Origin of the sequence: Achromobacter pestifer (assembly GCF_013267355.1) — a bacterium.
GTDB lineage: Bacteria > Pseudomonadota > Gammaproteobacteria > Burkholderiales > Burkholderiaceae_B > Achromobacter > Achromobacter pestifer_A.
On record NZ_CP053985.1, the window covers coordinates 94,420 to 108,210 of the forward strand.

Annotated in this window: 11 protein-coding genes; 5 read left to right on the top strand and 6 right to left on the bottom strand. The window is 68.1% G+C overall.

Annotated elements, in window-relative coordinates:
- Window positions 1–23: 23 nt before the first annotated feature.
- Window positions 24–350 (bottom strand): c-type cytochrome, encoded by a 327-nt coding sequence (locus tag FOC84_RS00930; protein WP_173142775.1) that lies wholly within the window; start codon window positions 348–350, stop codon window positions 24–26.
- 82 nt (window positions 351–432) lie between these two features.
- Complete coding sequence (gene nirK / locus FOC84_RS00935) at window positions 433–1,515, bottom strand: copper-containing nitrite reductase (protein ID WP_173142776.1); 1,083 nt, start codon at window positions 1,513–1,515, stop codon at window positions 433–435.
- 156 nt (window positions 1,516–1,671) lie between these two features.
- On the opposite strand from nirK, the gene FOC84_RS00940 reads away from it, so the two are divergent.
- The gene (locus tag FOC84_RS00940) at window positions 1,672–2,499 is read left to right on the top strand and encodes a Crp/Fnr family transcriptional regulator (RefSeq protein WP_173142777.1); all 828 of its coding nucleotides are present in this window, start codon (window positions 1,672–1,674) and stop codon (window positions 2,497–2,499) included.
- 16 nt (window positions 2,500–2,515) lie between these two features.
- Here FOC84_RS00940 and FOC84_RS00945 read toward each other — a convergent pair whose 3' ends face one another.
- Together FOC84_RS00945 and FOC84_RS00950 are read right to left on the bottom strand one after the other, a co-directional pair.
- Complete coding sequence (locus FOC84_RS00945; RefSeq protein WP_254241867.1) at window positions 2,516–3,391, bottom strand: formylglycine-generating enzyme family protein; 876 nt, start codon at window positions 3,389–3,391, stop codon at window positions 2,516–2,518.
- A gap of 127 nt (window positions 3,392–3,518) precedes the next feature.
- Complete coding sequence (locus FOC84_RS00950; RefSeq protein ID WP_173149896.1) at window positions 3,519–5,804, bottom strand: nitric-oxide reductase large subunit; 2,286 nt, start codon at window positions 5,802–5,804, stop codon at window positions 3,519–3,521.
- 238 nt (window positions 5,805–6,042) lie between these two features.
- On the opposite strand from FOC84_RS00950, the gene FOC84_RS00955 reads away from it, so the two are divergent.
- Both FOC84_RS00955 and FOC84_RS00960 read left to right on the top strand, forming a co-directional pair.
- Complete coding sequence (locus FOC84_RS00955; protein WP_173142778.1) at window positions 6,043–6,501, top strand: MarR family winged helix-turn-helix transcriptional regulator; 459 nt, start codon at window positions 6,043–6,045, stop codon at window positions 6,499–6,501.
- A complete protein-coding gene (locus FOC84_RS00960; RefSeq protein ID WP_173142779.1) occupies window positions 6,498–7,202 on the top strand; it encodes an aspartate/glutamate racemase family protein in 705 nt (234 codons plus the stop codon). The genes FOC84_RS00955 and FOC84_RS00960 overlap by 4 nt, the downstream gene beginning before the upstream one ends.
- Window positions 7,203–7,212: 10 nt before the next feature.
- Here the strand turns inward: FOC84_RS00960 and FOC84_RS00965 are convergent, their stop codons facing one another.
- A complete protein-coding gene (locus FOC84_RS00965) occupies window positions 7,213–7,923 on the bottom strand; it encodes a Crp/Fnr family transcriptional regulator (RefSeq protein WP_173142780.1) in 711 nt (236 codons plus the stop codon).
- 162 nt (window positions 7,924–8,085) lie between these two features.
- Between FOC84_RS00965 and FOC84_RS00970 the strand changes: the two genes are divergently transcribed.
- Together FOC84_RS00970 and FOC84_RS00975 are read left to right on the top strand one after the other, a co-directional pair.
- Window positions 8,086–9,741, top strand: a complete 1,656-nt coding sequence (locus tag FOC84_RS00970; protein WP_173142781.1) for an acyl-CoA synthetase — start codon at window positions 8,086–8,088, stop codon at window positions 9,739–9,741.
- Between the two features lie 37 nt (window positions 9,742–9,778).
- A complete protein-coding gene (locus tag FOC84_RS00975; protein ID WP_173142782.1) occupies window positions 9,779–11,548 on the top strand; it encodes an acyl-CoA dehydrogenase in 1,770 nt (589 codons plus the stop codon).
- A gap of 987 nt (window positions 11,549–12,535) precedes the next feature.
- On the opposite strand, the gene FOC84_RS00980 is transcribed toward FOC84_RS00975, so the two are convergent.
- Window positions 12,536–13,759 carry an MFS transporter gene (locus FOC84_RS00980; protein WP_173142783.1) on the bottom strand — a complete coding sequence of 408 codons (1,224 nt, stop codon included), beginning with the start codon at window positions 13,757–13,759 and terminating at the stop codon, window positions 12,536–12,538.
- Between the last annotated feature and the right edge of the window lie 32 nt (window positions 13,760–13,791).

Genomic DNA, 13,791 nt, shown 5'->3' on the forward strand with positions numbered 1-13,791 from the left:
GAGCATGACCCCGGACCTCGGCGCTAGCGGGACGCGGCCATCATGAATTCCACCGCGGCCCTCAAGGTGGACTCGTCCGCGGCCGAGCCGCCGCGCGGCGGCATCGCGCCCTTGCCCTTGAGCACGGTGGCCAGCAACGCATCCGTGCCTTGCGCGATGAAGGGCGACCAGGCCTGCTTGTCGCCCAGCCTGGGCGCATTGGCGACGCCGCTGGCGTGGCACACGACACAGGCGGACTTGTAGAGTTTTTCGCCGGCCGGGTTGATGGCGGCCAGGGTCTCCGCGCCCGCTTGCGGGACGGGCAAGCTGGCCAGCGCGGCGGCGAACGCAATTCGATAAAGCGAGGACATGGCAAGGCTCCAGAAGGGAAAGGCGTGAGGGCGTAGCGGACGGAGACGGGCAAGGCGCGCCGAGCGCGCCCTGCCGCCGCGCTCAACGCGGGATCGGACCCGGCGCCTTGATCTGCTTCATCAGGTCGTCATTCCATTTGCCCTCAACCTTGATATGCCCGGCCGCGCCCAGCTCGAAGGCCTCGATCAGGTTGTGGTTCAAGTAGGCGTATACGCCGGGCTGCTTGAAGGTGTAGAGCGCCGCGCCCGCCGAGCCGCCGCGGATGAACCAGGTCTCCAGGTCCTTCTGCGGCGGGTTGGCGAACTTGCCGGTCTCCCAGACCCAGTCGCCATGGCCGCCGATCAGATGCGGACGGGTGTCGCGGTTGGCCTGCGAGTGGATCAGCAGCACCGTCTCGCCCACCTTGGCCGTGAGCGCGTTCGCGCCCGTCAGGGCCCCGACCTTGCCGTTGAAGACGATGTGCGACGGCGTCAGCGTGCGCATGACTTCCACCGTGTCGCCATAGCTTTCCGCCAAGGTCGCGTAGTCCTTGTATTTACCGTTGGCGTCCTTGGGGATGTACAGGTCGAACTCGCCTATCGTGTAGGCGCGGTCGTAGCGCAGCGGCTTGCCCTGAGGATCCTTCAGGCCGTCGCGCGGCAACACCATCAGCGTGCCGCTCATGCCCGCCACCACATGCCAGGGCACCATGCCTTCAGGCGCACAGTGATAGACGAAGGTGCCGCTGCGATCCGCCTTGAAGCGCAGCGTGGCCTGTTCGCCCGGATTCACGTTGGTGAGCTTGGCTCCGCCCAGCGCGCCGGTGGCCGCGTGGAAATCCACGTTGTGCGGCATGGCGTTGGTGGCCGGATTGACCAGGGTCAGCTCGACATAATCGCCTTCATGCACCACCAGGGTCGGACCGGGCATGGACCCGTCGAACGTCATCGCCTGCAAGGTCGTGCCCTTGTCGTCGATGACCATCTTCTTTTCCTCGATGGTCATCGTGAATTCGATCACCTTGGGACCCGAACGGGCCACCTGTTCATGCGGATGGACCATGGGCGGGGCGACCAGCGCGACCTTGGCGCGTTCCAGCTGATCGGCGTTCTGGGCGGCTACGGGGCCGCCCGCCATCGCTGCGATCAATGCCATGGCAAGCAAGGTGGGGCGCAAAGCGTTCATGTGAAACTCCTGTTCCGGTTTCTGCCAAGCCGAGTCTGTCGGCAGTTCCATTGAAGGCCGGGCATCCTTTGCGTTCTTTGCTGTAGCGCAAACTTCGGACCAAGCTGCGAGCCGGCGCGCATTGCCGCGCCGGGGCCGTGATGTCACCATCAGGGCATGGACCCTCCTCACGCTTCCGAGCGGACTGCGGCGTCGTCGCCGCTGTGCCACGCCCTGCTCCGCAATCTGGATCTGTTCAGGCCCTTGTCCGATGCGCAGCTGGACATCGCGCTGCGCGGCGCGACGCCTTGCCGCCTGGAGGCCGGCGCGCTGGCCTATCGCCAGGGCGCCGCGGCCGCGCACTTCTTCGTGCTGCTGCACGGTTGCCTGAAGGTGGCGCAGCTGACGCCGGAAGGCGAACAGGTCGTGGTGCGCTATGTGAATCCGGGCGACATGTTCGGGCTGGCTTGCGCCATGCGGCAGCCCTGCTATCCCGCCACGGTCCAGGCCGTGCAGGAAAGCGTCTGCCTGGCGTGGCCGGCCACGGCCTGGGAACGCTTCACCGCCAGCCATCCCCAACTGGCCGCGGCCGCGCTGCAGACCATGGGGCAACGCCTGCAGGACGCCCATGTCCGCATCCAGGAGCTGTCCACCGACGAAGTCGAACAACGCGTCGCGCGCGCCATCCTGAGGCTGGTGCAGCAATCCGGCCGACCCATGCAGGACGGCATAGGCATAGGCTTTCCCATCACCCGCCAGGACATCGCCGAGATGACCGGCACCACCTTGCACACGGTCAGCCGGCTGCTCAGCGACTGGAAGCAGCGCGGCATCGTCTCGGCCGGCCGCAAGCGCGTGGTGCTGCGCTCGCCCGCCGCGCTGGCCCGCCTGGGCGAACATGCCGGACCCGCCATGGACTGCTCGGCCTGCCTGTCCTGTAGCCACGGATCGCCGGCCGCGGACGACGCCCCCGCCTCGCAGGAGCCCATGGAGGCCAGCGCATGACAGCTGGCGGCGCGCCCTAGCCGGGGTCCAGCACCAGCCGCAGCCCCAGATTCGCCGGCGGCACGCCTACCGAACATGCCCCGCCCTTCGGATCGCGGATGAAGTCGGGCAGATAAGCAATGTGCCTGCCGGCGGCGACGCGTATGCCGCAGTTGCGGCTTTCCTGCGCGTCGGCGCCGTTGGCGGCGGCACCTTCGCGTAGCGCGTCCAGCACGTGCCGCGCATGGCAATCGTCGGTCCAATCCCACACGCTGCCCGCCATGTCCATCAGACCGGCGCGGTTGCGGCCATAGGCCCCGAAGGTCCGCACCGTGTCATCGCCCTGCGCGCCACGGCGGCTCTGCTGCTCGTACTCGGCCAGCCAGCGCTGCGCGGGATCGGCGCCGTCCGGCAGCGCCGGCAAGGCGTCCTCGCGATAGGCTTCGCCCGCCGCATAAACCCACTCCGCGTAGCTGGGCAGGCGCAAGCGCTGCCCGGTGCGCGCGGACAGCCATGCGGCATAGGCCGACGCATCGGTCCAGCTGATGCCCACCGCGGGCTGGTCTGGCGCAACCGCCCCGCGCTGCGCGGGGTCCGGCGCCTTGCATCCGCCCGCCTGCACGCAGGCCGCGTACTCGGCCTGGCTGACCTGCCGCGTCATGATGGCCAGGCCTTCGGGGTAGCGCGCGATGCGGGGCGCCGGCGTGGCGGGATAGCCGTTGCGCAGCGCTTCGCCCGGCGGCACGTAGCTCACCTGGCCGGGCGGCAGGCGCGTGATTTCCGGCAATGCAAAGCGGGCCCCTTCCTGGGGCCCGCAAGCGGTCAACAGCAATGAAACGATGACGGTCGGCAGGATGCGCATGCGGCGGTGCTCCGGAATGCCCGCACCGGTCGGGCGCGGGCTGGATTCCATTGGACCGGCTGCGGCGGCCGGCCTCTTTGCGCTGAAGCAAAGAGGCCGGCGCTTGCCTGGCGTCCTGCCGCGTGCAAGCGTTTGCACGCCTGCGCGGGACGGGCCGCTGGCCGCTGGCCGCTGGCCGCTAGCCGCGCGCCGCCTTGGCCTGCAGGCGCGGCTCGGCCTGCGCGGGCTTGCCGCTCAAGAGACCCAGGATCACCTGCATCACGATGGCCAGCGCGCCCAGCAGGAACACCACGTCGCCGAAGGTGCGGCCCCAGCGCAGGTTCTTCAGCAGCTCCTGCTGCATGAAGGCTTCGCTGCGGGCGTACCACATGCCTTCGCTGACGCTGGCGTGGAACTGGATCAACCCCACCGGCAGCAGGCTGGTGAAGATCATCAGCGCCAGGCCCAGGTTCATGCCCCAAAACGCCAGCTTCATCAGGCCGGGGCTCAGCGCGTACTGCGGACGGATGTAGCGCAGCACCAGCAGGGTGAAGCCCAGCGCCAGGAAGCCATACACGCCGAACAGGGCCGCGTGCGCATGGACCGGCGTGGTGTTCAGGCCCTGGATGTAGTACAGCGAAACGGGCGGGTTGATCATGAAGCCGAAGACGCCCGCGCCCAGCATGTTCCAGAAGGCCACGGCCACGAAGCACATCAGCGGCCACTTCAGATTTTCCATCCACGGCGCGCGGGTCTTCAGGCGCCAGTTCTCCCAGGCCTCGTGTCCCAGCACGATGAGCGGCACCACTTCCAGCGCCGAAAAGCTGGCGCCGATGGCCATCACGGGCGTGGTGGTGCCGGCGAAGTACAGGTGATGGAAGGTGCCGGGTATGCCGCCCAGCATGAAGAGCGAGGCCGAGGCCAGGCTGGCGGTGGTGGCCATGCGGCGCGACACCAGGCCCAGGGTCGAAAAGATGAAGGCCAGCGCCGTGGTCGCGAAGACTTCGAAGAAGCCCTCCACCCACAGGTGCACGATCCACCAGCGCCAGTACTCCATTACCGTCAGGTGGGTGCGCTCGCCGTAGAAGAAACCGGCGCCGTAGAACAGGCCGATGGCGGCCACCGAAGCGGTCAACAGCGCCAGCAGGTTCTTGTCCCCGCCCGGCGTGCGCAGCGCGGGCACGATGCCGCGCAGCATCAGCACCAGCCAGAAGCAGATGCCCGCGAACTTGCCGATCTGCCACAGGCGGCCCAGGTCCACGTATTCATAGCCCTGGTGGCCCAGCCAGAAGTTCAGGTCCGGCGGCATGATCTGCGCGATCGCCAGATAATTGCCGGTGAACGATCCGACCACCACCAGCACCAGCGCCCAGAACAGGATGTCGACCCCGACTTTCTGGAACTTGGGATCGCGCCCGCCGTTGATCAGCGGCGCCAGGAACAGGCCGGCGGCCAGAAAGCCCGTGGCGATCCAGAACAGCGCGCTCTGGATATGCCAGGTGCGCACCAGCGAATACGGGAACCACTGCGACAGGTCGACGCCGTAGAACTTCTGCCCTTCGACGGTGTAGTGCGCGGTAAAGCCGCCCAGCAGCACCTGGAAGCCGAACAGCGCCACGACCAGGAACAGGTACTTGCCCAGGGCGCGCTGCGAGGGCGTCAGCGGAAACGTGGTCAGCGGATCCTTGGCCGGCGCCTGCGGCTCCTCCTCCTCCTTGCCGCGCAAGAAGGCCCAGGCCCAGACCAGGAAGCCTATGCCCGCCAGCAGCACCACCACGCTGAGGATGGACCACATGACGTTCTCGGCGCTGGGCACGTTGTCGATCAGCGGTTCATGCGGCCAGTTGTTGGTGTAGGTGACGTTCTTGCCTTCGCGCTCGGTGGCCGCGGCCCACGCCGTCCAGAAGAAGAAATGCGTGAGCTGGGTGCGGCGCGCGGCGTCGGGCAGCGTGTTTTCCTTCATCGCGAAGTTCTCGCGGCTGCGGTGCAGCGCGGGCGCGTCGGAGAACAGCTGGTCGTAGTAGGCCGCGGTCTGCGCCATGGCGCGGGCGCGCCGCGGGCTCACCGCCAGCGTGTCGGTGGCGGCATCGCTGCGGTTGGCGCGGTACTCGGCCTTCAGTTCCGCGCGCAGCGCGGCCTGGGCGCCCGCGTCCAGCTGCGCGTAGTCCTGCCCATGCTTCTCGCGCGCGGCCAGATCCAGCCAGGCCGTCAGTTCACGGTGCAGCCAGTCGGCCGTCCAGTCCGGCGCCTGGTAGGCGCCGTGCCCCCAGACCGATCCCAGCTGCATGCCGCCGACCGACTGCCAGGCCGTCTGGCCATCCAGGATGTCGTCGCGGCCGAACAGCGGCTTGCCGTCGGTTGTCACGACCTGCCCGGGAATCGGCGGCGCCTGGCGATAGACCTCGCCGCCGTAGAAACCCAGCAAAGCGAACGTGACCGCCAATACGGCGATCAATGTGAACCATAATTTCCGATACGGACCCATGATGGGAACGCCCTCCAGTGTTGCGGTTTTGGGGTACGTACCCATATGCGAAATCCGTGCCAGGAAAAAATCCATTCAAATCATCAACTTGCAACGGGCGCGGTCTTTTTGACCGCCCGCAAGAAGGGTACAAATCACCGATATAGGGTGATTTGGACCACGAAATGCCGACGCTGCGCCGGGCGCCAGCCTCTTACAATCCCCGCTGCATTCCCCCTCTTTCCAAGGAACCGATCGCATGGCCACGGGCAAGCCCGACGCATGGAGCCTCTTCCTGACCGCGCATGCGCTGGTGGTGGAAGACATCGAAAAGCGCCTGTCGGCCGCCGGCCTGCCGCCGCTGGCCTGGTATGACGCGTTGTGGGCGCTGGAGCGCGCGCCTGGCGGCACGGCCAGGATGTTCGAGATCGCCGAACGCATGGTGATCGCGCGCTACAACCTGACGCGCCTGATGGACCGCATCGAGGCCGAAGGCCTGGTCGAACGGTTCCGTTCGGACGAGGACCGCCGCGCCACCTACGCCCGCCTCACGCCCAAGGGACGCGCCCTGCGCCGCGAAATGTGGAAGGTCTACGGCCCCGCCGTCGACGAGCTGTTCCTGTCGCGGCTGCCGCCGGCGCAGCAGGAATCCATGGCGGCGAGCTTCCTGGACATCGCGCGCCACGTGCGCGCATCCAGCAAGGAGTCCGCTGAATGAGCAACACCCCGCTGCACATCGGCATCGTCGCCTGCTCGGCGGAAGGCGCCGCGCTTTGCTACCGCACGCTGTGCGCGGAAGGCGCCGAGCGCCTGGGTCCGCACGCCCACCCCGAGATTTCGCTGCACACGCATTCGCTGGCGGACTACGTCGCCTGCCTGGACCGCGCCGACCTGGCCGGCGTGGGCGCGCTGATGCTGTCCTCGGCGGGCAAGCTGGCGCGCGCGGGCGCGGATTTCCTGATCTGCCCAGACAACACCATCCATCAGGCGCTGGGCCATGTGCTGCCGCATTCGCCCCTGCCCTGGCTGCATATCGCCGGGGAGGTCGCGGCCGAAGCCCAGGCGCGCGGCTTTCGCCGCATCGGCATCCTGGGCACGCGCTGGCTGGTGGACAGCAGCGTCTATCCGGACCAGTTGGACGAACGCGGGCTGCAATGGCTGCGGCCGGCGGAACAAGACCGCGATACGCTGGCCCGCGTCATCATGGACGAGCTGGTGTATGGCGTGTTCAAGCCCGAATCCGTGGCCCGGCTGCAAGGCGTGATCGAACGCCTGCGGGACGCCGGCTGTGACGCCGTGGTGCTGGGCTGCACCGAATTGCCGCTGGTGCTGAACGACGGCAATTCCGTCCTGCCCACGCTGGATTCCACGCGTATCCTGGCGCGGGCGGCGCTCAACCGCTCTCTGCGCGGCGCCTGATCCGGCGCCCTCAGATCTGGTCCAGGCCGTACTGGCGCAGGTGGTCCAGGTCCAGCACCTTGATCTGGTTGTAGGCCAGGGCCAGGATGCCCTGGTCCGCCAGCGTCTGCAGGGCCTGATTGACCCGCTGGCGCGACAGGCCCGTCAGATAGCCTAGTTCTTCCTGCGAGATCGCCAGCGTCAGATCGGTGGACGGATACAGCTGCGGATTGAACAGCTGCGCCAGCGACTGCGCCACGCGCGCGTCCGCGTCCAGCAATCGGTGGTTCTGGATGGAAGCGATGAACTCGCCCATGCGGTTGTTCAACTGGCCGATGACGAAATGCGAAAAAGGCAGGCTGGCCGACAGCAGCGCGTGGAAAGTGGCCGTGGGCACCTGCAACACCAGCGACGGCTGGATCGCCACCACGTCGTACTTGCGCAGTTCGCGCTTGATGACGCTGCCCTCGCCGAACCAGCCTCCCGGCGGCACGCCCGAAAACGTGCAGCTGCGGCCGGACTCGTTGTAGATGGCCAGCTTCAAGAGACCCGAATGCACGCCCAGCCAATAGTCCGAGGGCGCGTTGCGCCGCGCAATCCAGGCGCCGTTGGGCACCCGCTCGGCGCGTGAAGTCGCCAGCACCAGGTCCTGGTGGCGGGCCTCCAGCGCGGCAAACCAGGCACAGGCTCCGAACAGGCCGGCCAGTTCCGCGGCGGAAACAATGTTTGAAACGTCGGTCATGGGAATAACTGTGTAAAACTGGGGAAAGCCGGGCCGGCCGGACGTCTGTCATGCAGGTGACAGACAGCATTTTCCAGCCACGCATATGCTAGGGCAAGCGACGGGGATCAAACTCCCCGCACACGGATAAGGGACGCCGGCGCGTCCCAACTGGAGACAAGCATGAGCGGTATGAACGATCGCGGCCTCGAGCGCCGCGACGCCAACTACGAAGCCCTGACCCCGGTGGACTTCATCGCCCGCGCCGCGCAGGTCTATGGCCAGCGCCTGGCCATCGTCCACGGCAAGGTGCGGCGCAACTGGGCCCAGACCTACGAACGCGCCCAGCGCCTGGCCGGCGCGCTGGCGCAGGCCGGCATCAAGCGCGGCGACACCGTGGCCGTGATGCTGCCCAACATTCCCGCCATGGTCGAAGCCCACTTCGGCGTGCCCATGCTGGGCGCCGTGCTCAACACCCTGAACACCCGCCTGGACACGCCCAGCGTGCTGTTCATGCTGGGCCACGGCGAAGCGCAGGCGCTGATCGTGGACACGGAGTATGCCGAAGTCGCCCAACGCGCCCGGGCCGAATTCCCGCATCTGAAGCTCATCTCGGTGCACGACCTGGAAAGCGCCCCGGCGGAGCTGCCCGGCGCGATCGATTACGAAGCCTTCCTGGCCGGCGCCCCCGCCCGCTACGACTGGAAGCCGCCGGCCGACGAATGGGACGCCATCGCGCTGAACTACACGTCCGGCACCACCGGCGATCCCAAGGGCGTGGTCTACCACTACCGCGGCGCCTACCTGAACGCCATCAGCAACATCCTCGAATGGGACATGCCCAAGCATCCGGTCTATCTGTGGACCTTGCCGCTGTTCCACTGCAACGGCTGGTGCTTCGCCTGGACGGTGGCCGCGCGCGCCGGGGTCAACGTGTGCCTGCGCAAGTTCGACCCGCAGACCGTGTTCGACCTGATCCGCGCCGAAGGCGTCACCCACTATTGCGGCGCGCCCATCGTGCAGAGCGCGCTGGCCAATGCGCCGGCCGAGATGCGCGCCGGCATCGGCCACACCGTGCGCACCATGGTGGCGGGCGCCGCGCCCGCGCCGGCCGTCATCGCCAAGATGCGCGACATCGGCTTCGAGCTGACCCATGTGTACGGCCTGACCGAGGTCTACGGACCCGCGGCCGTGTGCGCCCGCCAAGAAGCCTGGGACGCGCTGGACGAGGAAGAGCGCGCGCTGCGCAATGCGCGCCAGGGCGTGCGCTACCACCTGCAGGCGGGCGTGTCCGTGCGCAATCCCGAGACCATGGAAGAGGTGCCGGCCGACGAGCAGACCGTGGGCGAGGTCATGTTCCGCGGCAACATCTGCATGAAGGGCTACCTGAAGAACGAGCGCGCCACCGAGCAGGCCTTTGCCGGCGGCTGGTTCCATACCGGCGACCTGGGCGTGATGACGGCCGACGGCTATGTCCGCATCAAGGACCGCAGCAAGGACATCATCATTTCCGGCGGCGAGAACATCTCCAGCATCGAAGTGGAAGATGCGCTCTACCGCCACCCCGCGGTGGCGGCGGTAGCCGTGGTGGCCATGCCCGATCCCAAGTGGGGCGAAACCCCCTGCGCCTTCGTCGAGCTCAAGCCCGGCTGCAGCGCCACCGCCGAAGAGATCATCGCGCACTGCAAGCTGCTGCTGCCCGGCTTCAAGGTGCCGCGCGCGGTGCGCTTCGGCGAACTGCCCAAGACTTCCACCGGCAAGATCCAGAAATTCGAACTGCGCGCCGCCGTCGGCGCAACCAAGGCCATCGACGTGGCCGGCCCCGGCAAGGCCGGCTGAATCCCTCGTCCCCATCCCATCCAGGAGCTCCGACGCCATGACGTACCAAGCCCCCGTCAAAGACATGCTGTTCGTGCTGAACCACCTTGCCGGCCTGCCGCAAGTCGGCGCGCTGCCCGGTTTCGAGGAAGCCACGCCCGACACCACCCAGGCCGTGCTGGAGGAATCCGCGCGCTACGCCGGCGACGTGCTGGCCCCGCTGAACCACGCCGCCGACCGCGAGCCCAGTTCCTGGCGCGACGGCGCCGTCACCACCTCGCCGGGCTTCAAGCAAGCGTTCGACCTGTACGCCGAGGCCGGCTGGCAGGGCATGACGCATCCGGTGGAATACGGCGGCCAGGGCCTGCCCGGCCTGATCGGCTCGCCCTGCTCCGAAATGCTGAACGCCGCCAACCTGTCGTTCGCGCTGTGTCCGCTGCTGACCAATGGCGCGATCGAGGCGCTGCTGACGGCCGGTTCGCCCGAACTGAAGCAGCGCTTCATCGAGCCCATGATTTCCGGACGCTGGACCGGCACCATGAACCTGACCGAGCCGCAGGCGGGCTCGGACCTGGCCATGGTCCGCTCGCGCGCGCAGCCCGCGGGTGACGGCACCTACCGCATCTCCGGCACCAAGATCTTCATCACCTACGGCGAGCACGATCTGGCCGAGAACATCCTGCACCTGGTGCTGGCGCGCCTGCCCGACGCGCCGGAAGGCGTCAAAGGCATTTCGCTGTTCCTGGTGCCGAAGTTCCTGGTCAACCAGGACGGCACGCTGGGCGCGCGCAACGACGTCCATTGCGTGTCGATCGAACACAAGCTGGGCATCAAGGCCAGCCCCACCTGCACGCTGCAGTTCGGCGACGCGGGCGGCGCGCTGGGCTATCTGGTGGGCCAGGAAAACCGCGGCCTGGACGCCATGTTCATCATGATGAATGCCGCCCGCTACGCGGTCGGCGTGCAAGGCGTGGCCGTCGCCGACCGCGCCTACCAGCACGCGCTGGCCTATGCCGCCGAGCGCGTACAGAGCCGCCCGGTGGACGGTTCGTCCAAGGACGCGGTGCCCATCATCCAGCACCCCGACGTGCGCCGCATGCTGGGCACCATGCGCGCCCTGACCGAGGCCGGCCGCGCCCTGGCCTACTACACCGCGGGCCACGCCGACCTGGCGCACGCCAGCCCCGACGCCGAGGCCCGCAAGCGCCACCTGGCGGTGCAGGAATACCTGGTGCCCATCGTCAAGGGCTGGTGCACCGAGATGTCGATCGACGTGGCCAGCCTGGGCGTGCAGGTGCACGGGGGCATGGGCTTCATCGAGGAAACCGGCGCGGCGCAGTACTACCGCGACGCGCGCATCCTCACGATCTACGAAGGCACCACGGCGATCCAGGCCAACGATCTGGTGGGCCGCAAGACCCTGCGCGACGGCGGCGCCGTCGCCCGCGCCCTGCTGGCGGAAGTCGGCAAGACCGAAGCGGCGCTGGAGGCCCGCAGCGAGCCCGCCGCCCGCCTGCTGCTGACGCCGCTGCGCCAGGCCCGCGCGGCGCTGGCCGACGCCATCGACTTCGTGCTTGCCAACGCCGCCAGCCGCCCCAACGCGGTGTTCGCCGCCGCCGTGCCGTATCTGCTGCTGGCGGGCACCACGTTTGCCGGCTGGCAGATGGCGCGCGCGCTGCTGGCCAGCCTGGACCTGCGCGAGGAAGACCCGGCTTTCCATGACGCCAAGATCGCCACCGCGCAGTGCTACGCGTTGCATAGGCTGAGCCAGGCGCCAGGGATGGCGGCGGTGGTCATGGGGTCTGGGGAGTATGCGGTGCAGCCGTAACTGCCGCTGGTCGGTGTTGGGCGGGCTTGATACAAGGATCGTCTGAGGTCTTGCGGCTTTCGGGGTGGCGTTCCAGTGCTTCGTAGGCCGCTCGTCGGCGCGGGCGCCTGAGTGGCGGGCGCCCACGATTGCGGTCCGGAGCCTTCGCTCCGGACTGCCCCGTCGTCATCTTCGTCCAGGCCTTCGGCCTTCCCTTCAGATTCCCTCGGGCGCATCGAGGTTGCCCACCACTCAGGCGCCCGCGCCGACGAGCTACTTGAATCTTGGCTTGGGGCGCTGCTGGAGCCGTGGTCAGGGACGATGCTTGTGTTGCCCGTCATTCTCGGCCGCGCGGGCGGCCGAGAATGACATACGTGATTTCTAGAATTTCTATTGTGTTCGCTTGCGCGAATGCGGTGACTGATTTGCTATTGATCCCCAGCTCGTGGGGGAATGGGCGGTGATGGGTGGCGCGCGGCGAATAGCCGCTTGCGCATGCGGACCTGGACGCGCGCCACCCATCCGGCACCCGCGTTGAAATGACGTTTGCTGGCCGACCCGTGCGCTTCGCCATTACCCCGAACGCAGCGCCCCACCAAATTACCCGGCTCTCACTTGCCGTACGCGTCACCAAGAGAACGCCCCACCACCAGCGCGCAGCGCCATCGCGCGACGCAAGACACCGCGTAAGCCCCAAGAGGCCGCCCGCGCGGCCGGCCTGGGGCGGGCCCCGCAAGACACGCCACCACCCCACCGACCGTGGCCAGAACGCCAAGCACACCGCTCGCCCCAGCGCCCGTGAAGATTCAACCAGTCGAGCCTGTCGCGTCGTGGGCTCGCGATGCGCGGGGCGTCGATAAGCCCGAGGGAATCTGAAGGAGTCGCCGAAGGCGAGGACGAAGATGACGAAGGGGAAGTCCGGAGCGAAGGCTCCGGACCGCAATCGCAGCCCCGCGCATCGCGAGCCCACGACGCGACAGGCGTCTGAAGAACCCCACGACGAGCATCCTAAGAACCAACGACCAAACGCTCACCACGCGGCAACGTCACCGCCCAGAACGCCAGCGCCACAACACTGATACCCGCCCCCAACCAGCACACCCCCAGCCAGCCGGCCTGCGCATAAACCGCAGTCGACGCGATAGACCCCAACCCGCTCCCCACGGCATAGAACATCATGTAGCCCCCGACCAGCCTGCTATGCGCCTGCGGATTCACGCTGAAGATCATGGTCTGGTTGGTCACGTGCAGCGCTTGTAGGGCGATGTCCAGGATCAGCACGCCCAGGGCCAGCAGCCACAGGCTTTGCTCCAGGAAGGCGATGGGCACCCAGGCCAGGCATAGCAGCGCCAGGCCCACGGCCGTGGTCCGCTCGCCCTGCCCGCTGTCGGCCAGGCGGCCGGCGCGCGCCGCCATCAGCACGCCCGCCACGCCCACCAGCCCGAACGCGCCCACCGCGCTGTGCGTCAGCGAATGCGGCGGCGCGCTCAGGGGCAGCACCAGCGCGGTCCAGAAGGCGCTGAAGGCGGCGAACATCAGCAGCGCGATCATGCCGCGCACGCGCAACACGCGCTCGGTGGCCAGCAGGCCGTAAAGCGAGCGCAGCAAGGCCCAGTAGCCCAGGTCCACCGCGGGCAGCCGGCGCTGCGGCAGACGCCGCGCCAGCACCACGGCCAGCACGGCGGCCAACGCCGCCGACACCACGTAGACCGCGCGCCAGCCCCACAGGTCCGCCACGGCCCCGGCCAAAGTGCGCGCCAGCAACAGGCCGATCACCACCCCGCCCTGCGCGGCGCCGACCACGCGGCCGCGCTCGCCCGGCGCGGCCAACGCCGCGGACAAGGCCAGCAGGCCCTGCGTCATCGCCGTACCCAACAGGCCCAGCGCCACCATGCCCATCAACAGCCAGGGCGTGCCGGCCGCCAGCGCCACGGCCCCCAAGGACAGCACCAGCAGCCCCAGCTGCCCCAGCATCAGGCGCCGGCGGTCCAGCAGGTCGCCCAGCGGCACCACCAACAAGAGCGCCAGCGCGCAGCCCAATTGCGTGGCCGTGACCACGATGCCGACCGCGCCTTCGGCGATGCCGAACTCGCGGCCGATGGCATCGAGCAGGGGCTGGGCGTAATACACATTGGCCACGCTCAAGGCGCAGGCCACTGCCAGCAACATCACCAGGGATCGCGGCATCGGGCCTGGGGATACGGGATCGGCGGGTTCAGGTCGGGCTGGCATGTCTTGCTCCACTCTGGTTTCGTTATAAAACC

What these genes read in the sequence shown, in the direction of transcription:
- FOC84_RS00930 (WP_173142775.1), bottom strand. Translation starts at nt 350, where the DNA reads ATGTCCTCGCTTTATCGAATTGCGTTCGCCGCCGCGCTGGCCAGCTTG.
- nirK (WP_173142776.1), bottom strand. Translation starts at nt 1,515, where the DNA reads ATGAACGCTTTGCGCCCCACCTTGCTTGCCATGGCATTGATCGCAGCG.
- FOC84_RS00940 (WP_173142777.1), top strand. Translation starts at nt 1,672, where the DNA reads ATGGACCCTCCTCACGCTTCCGAGCGGACTGCGGCGTCGTCGCCGCTG.
- FOC84_RS00945 (WP_254241867.1), bottom strand. Translation starts at nt 3,391, where the DNA reads ATGGAATCCAGCCCGCGCCCGACCGGTGCGGGCATTCCGGAGCACCGC.
- FOC84_RS00950 (WP_173149896.1), bottom strand. Translation starts at nt 5,804, where the DNA reads ATGGGTCCGTATCGGAAATTATGGTTCACATTGATCGCCGTATTGGCG.
- FOC84_RS00955 (WP_173142778.1), top strand. Translation starts at nt 6,043, where the DNA reads ATGGCCACGGGCAAGCCCGACGCATGGAGCCTCTTCCTGACCGCGCAT.
- FOC84_RS00960 (WP_173142779.1), top strand. Translation starts at nt 6,498, where the DNA reads ATGAGCAACACCCCGCTGCACATCGGCATCGTCGCCTGCTCGGCGGAA.
- FOC84_RS00965 (WP_173142780.1), bottom strand. Translation starts at nt 7,923, where the DNA reads ATGACCGACGTTTCAAACATTGTTTCCGCCGCGGAACTGGCCGGCCTG.
- FOC84_RS00970 (WP_173142781.1), top strand. Translation starts at nt 8,086, where the DNA reads ATGAGCGGTATGAACGATCGCGGCCTCGAGCGCCGCGACGCCAACTAC.
- FOC84_RS00975 (WP_173142782.1), top strand. Translation starts at nt 9,779, where the DNA reads ATGACGTACCAAGCCCCCGTCAAAGACATGCTGTTCGTGCTGAACCAC.
- FOC84_RS00980 (WP_173142783.1), bottom strand. Translation starts at nt 13,759, where the DNA reads ATGCCAGCCCGACCTGAACCCGCCGATCCCGTATCCCCAGGCCCGATG.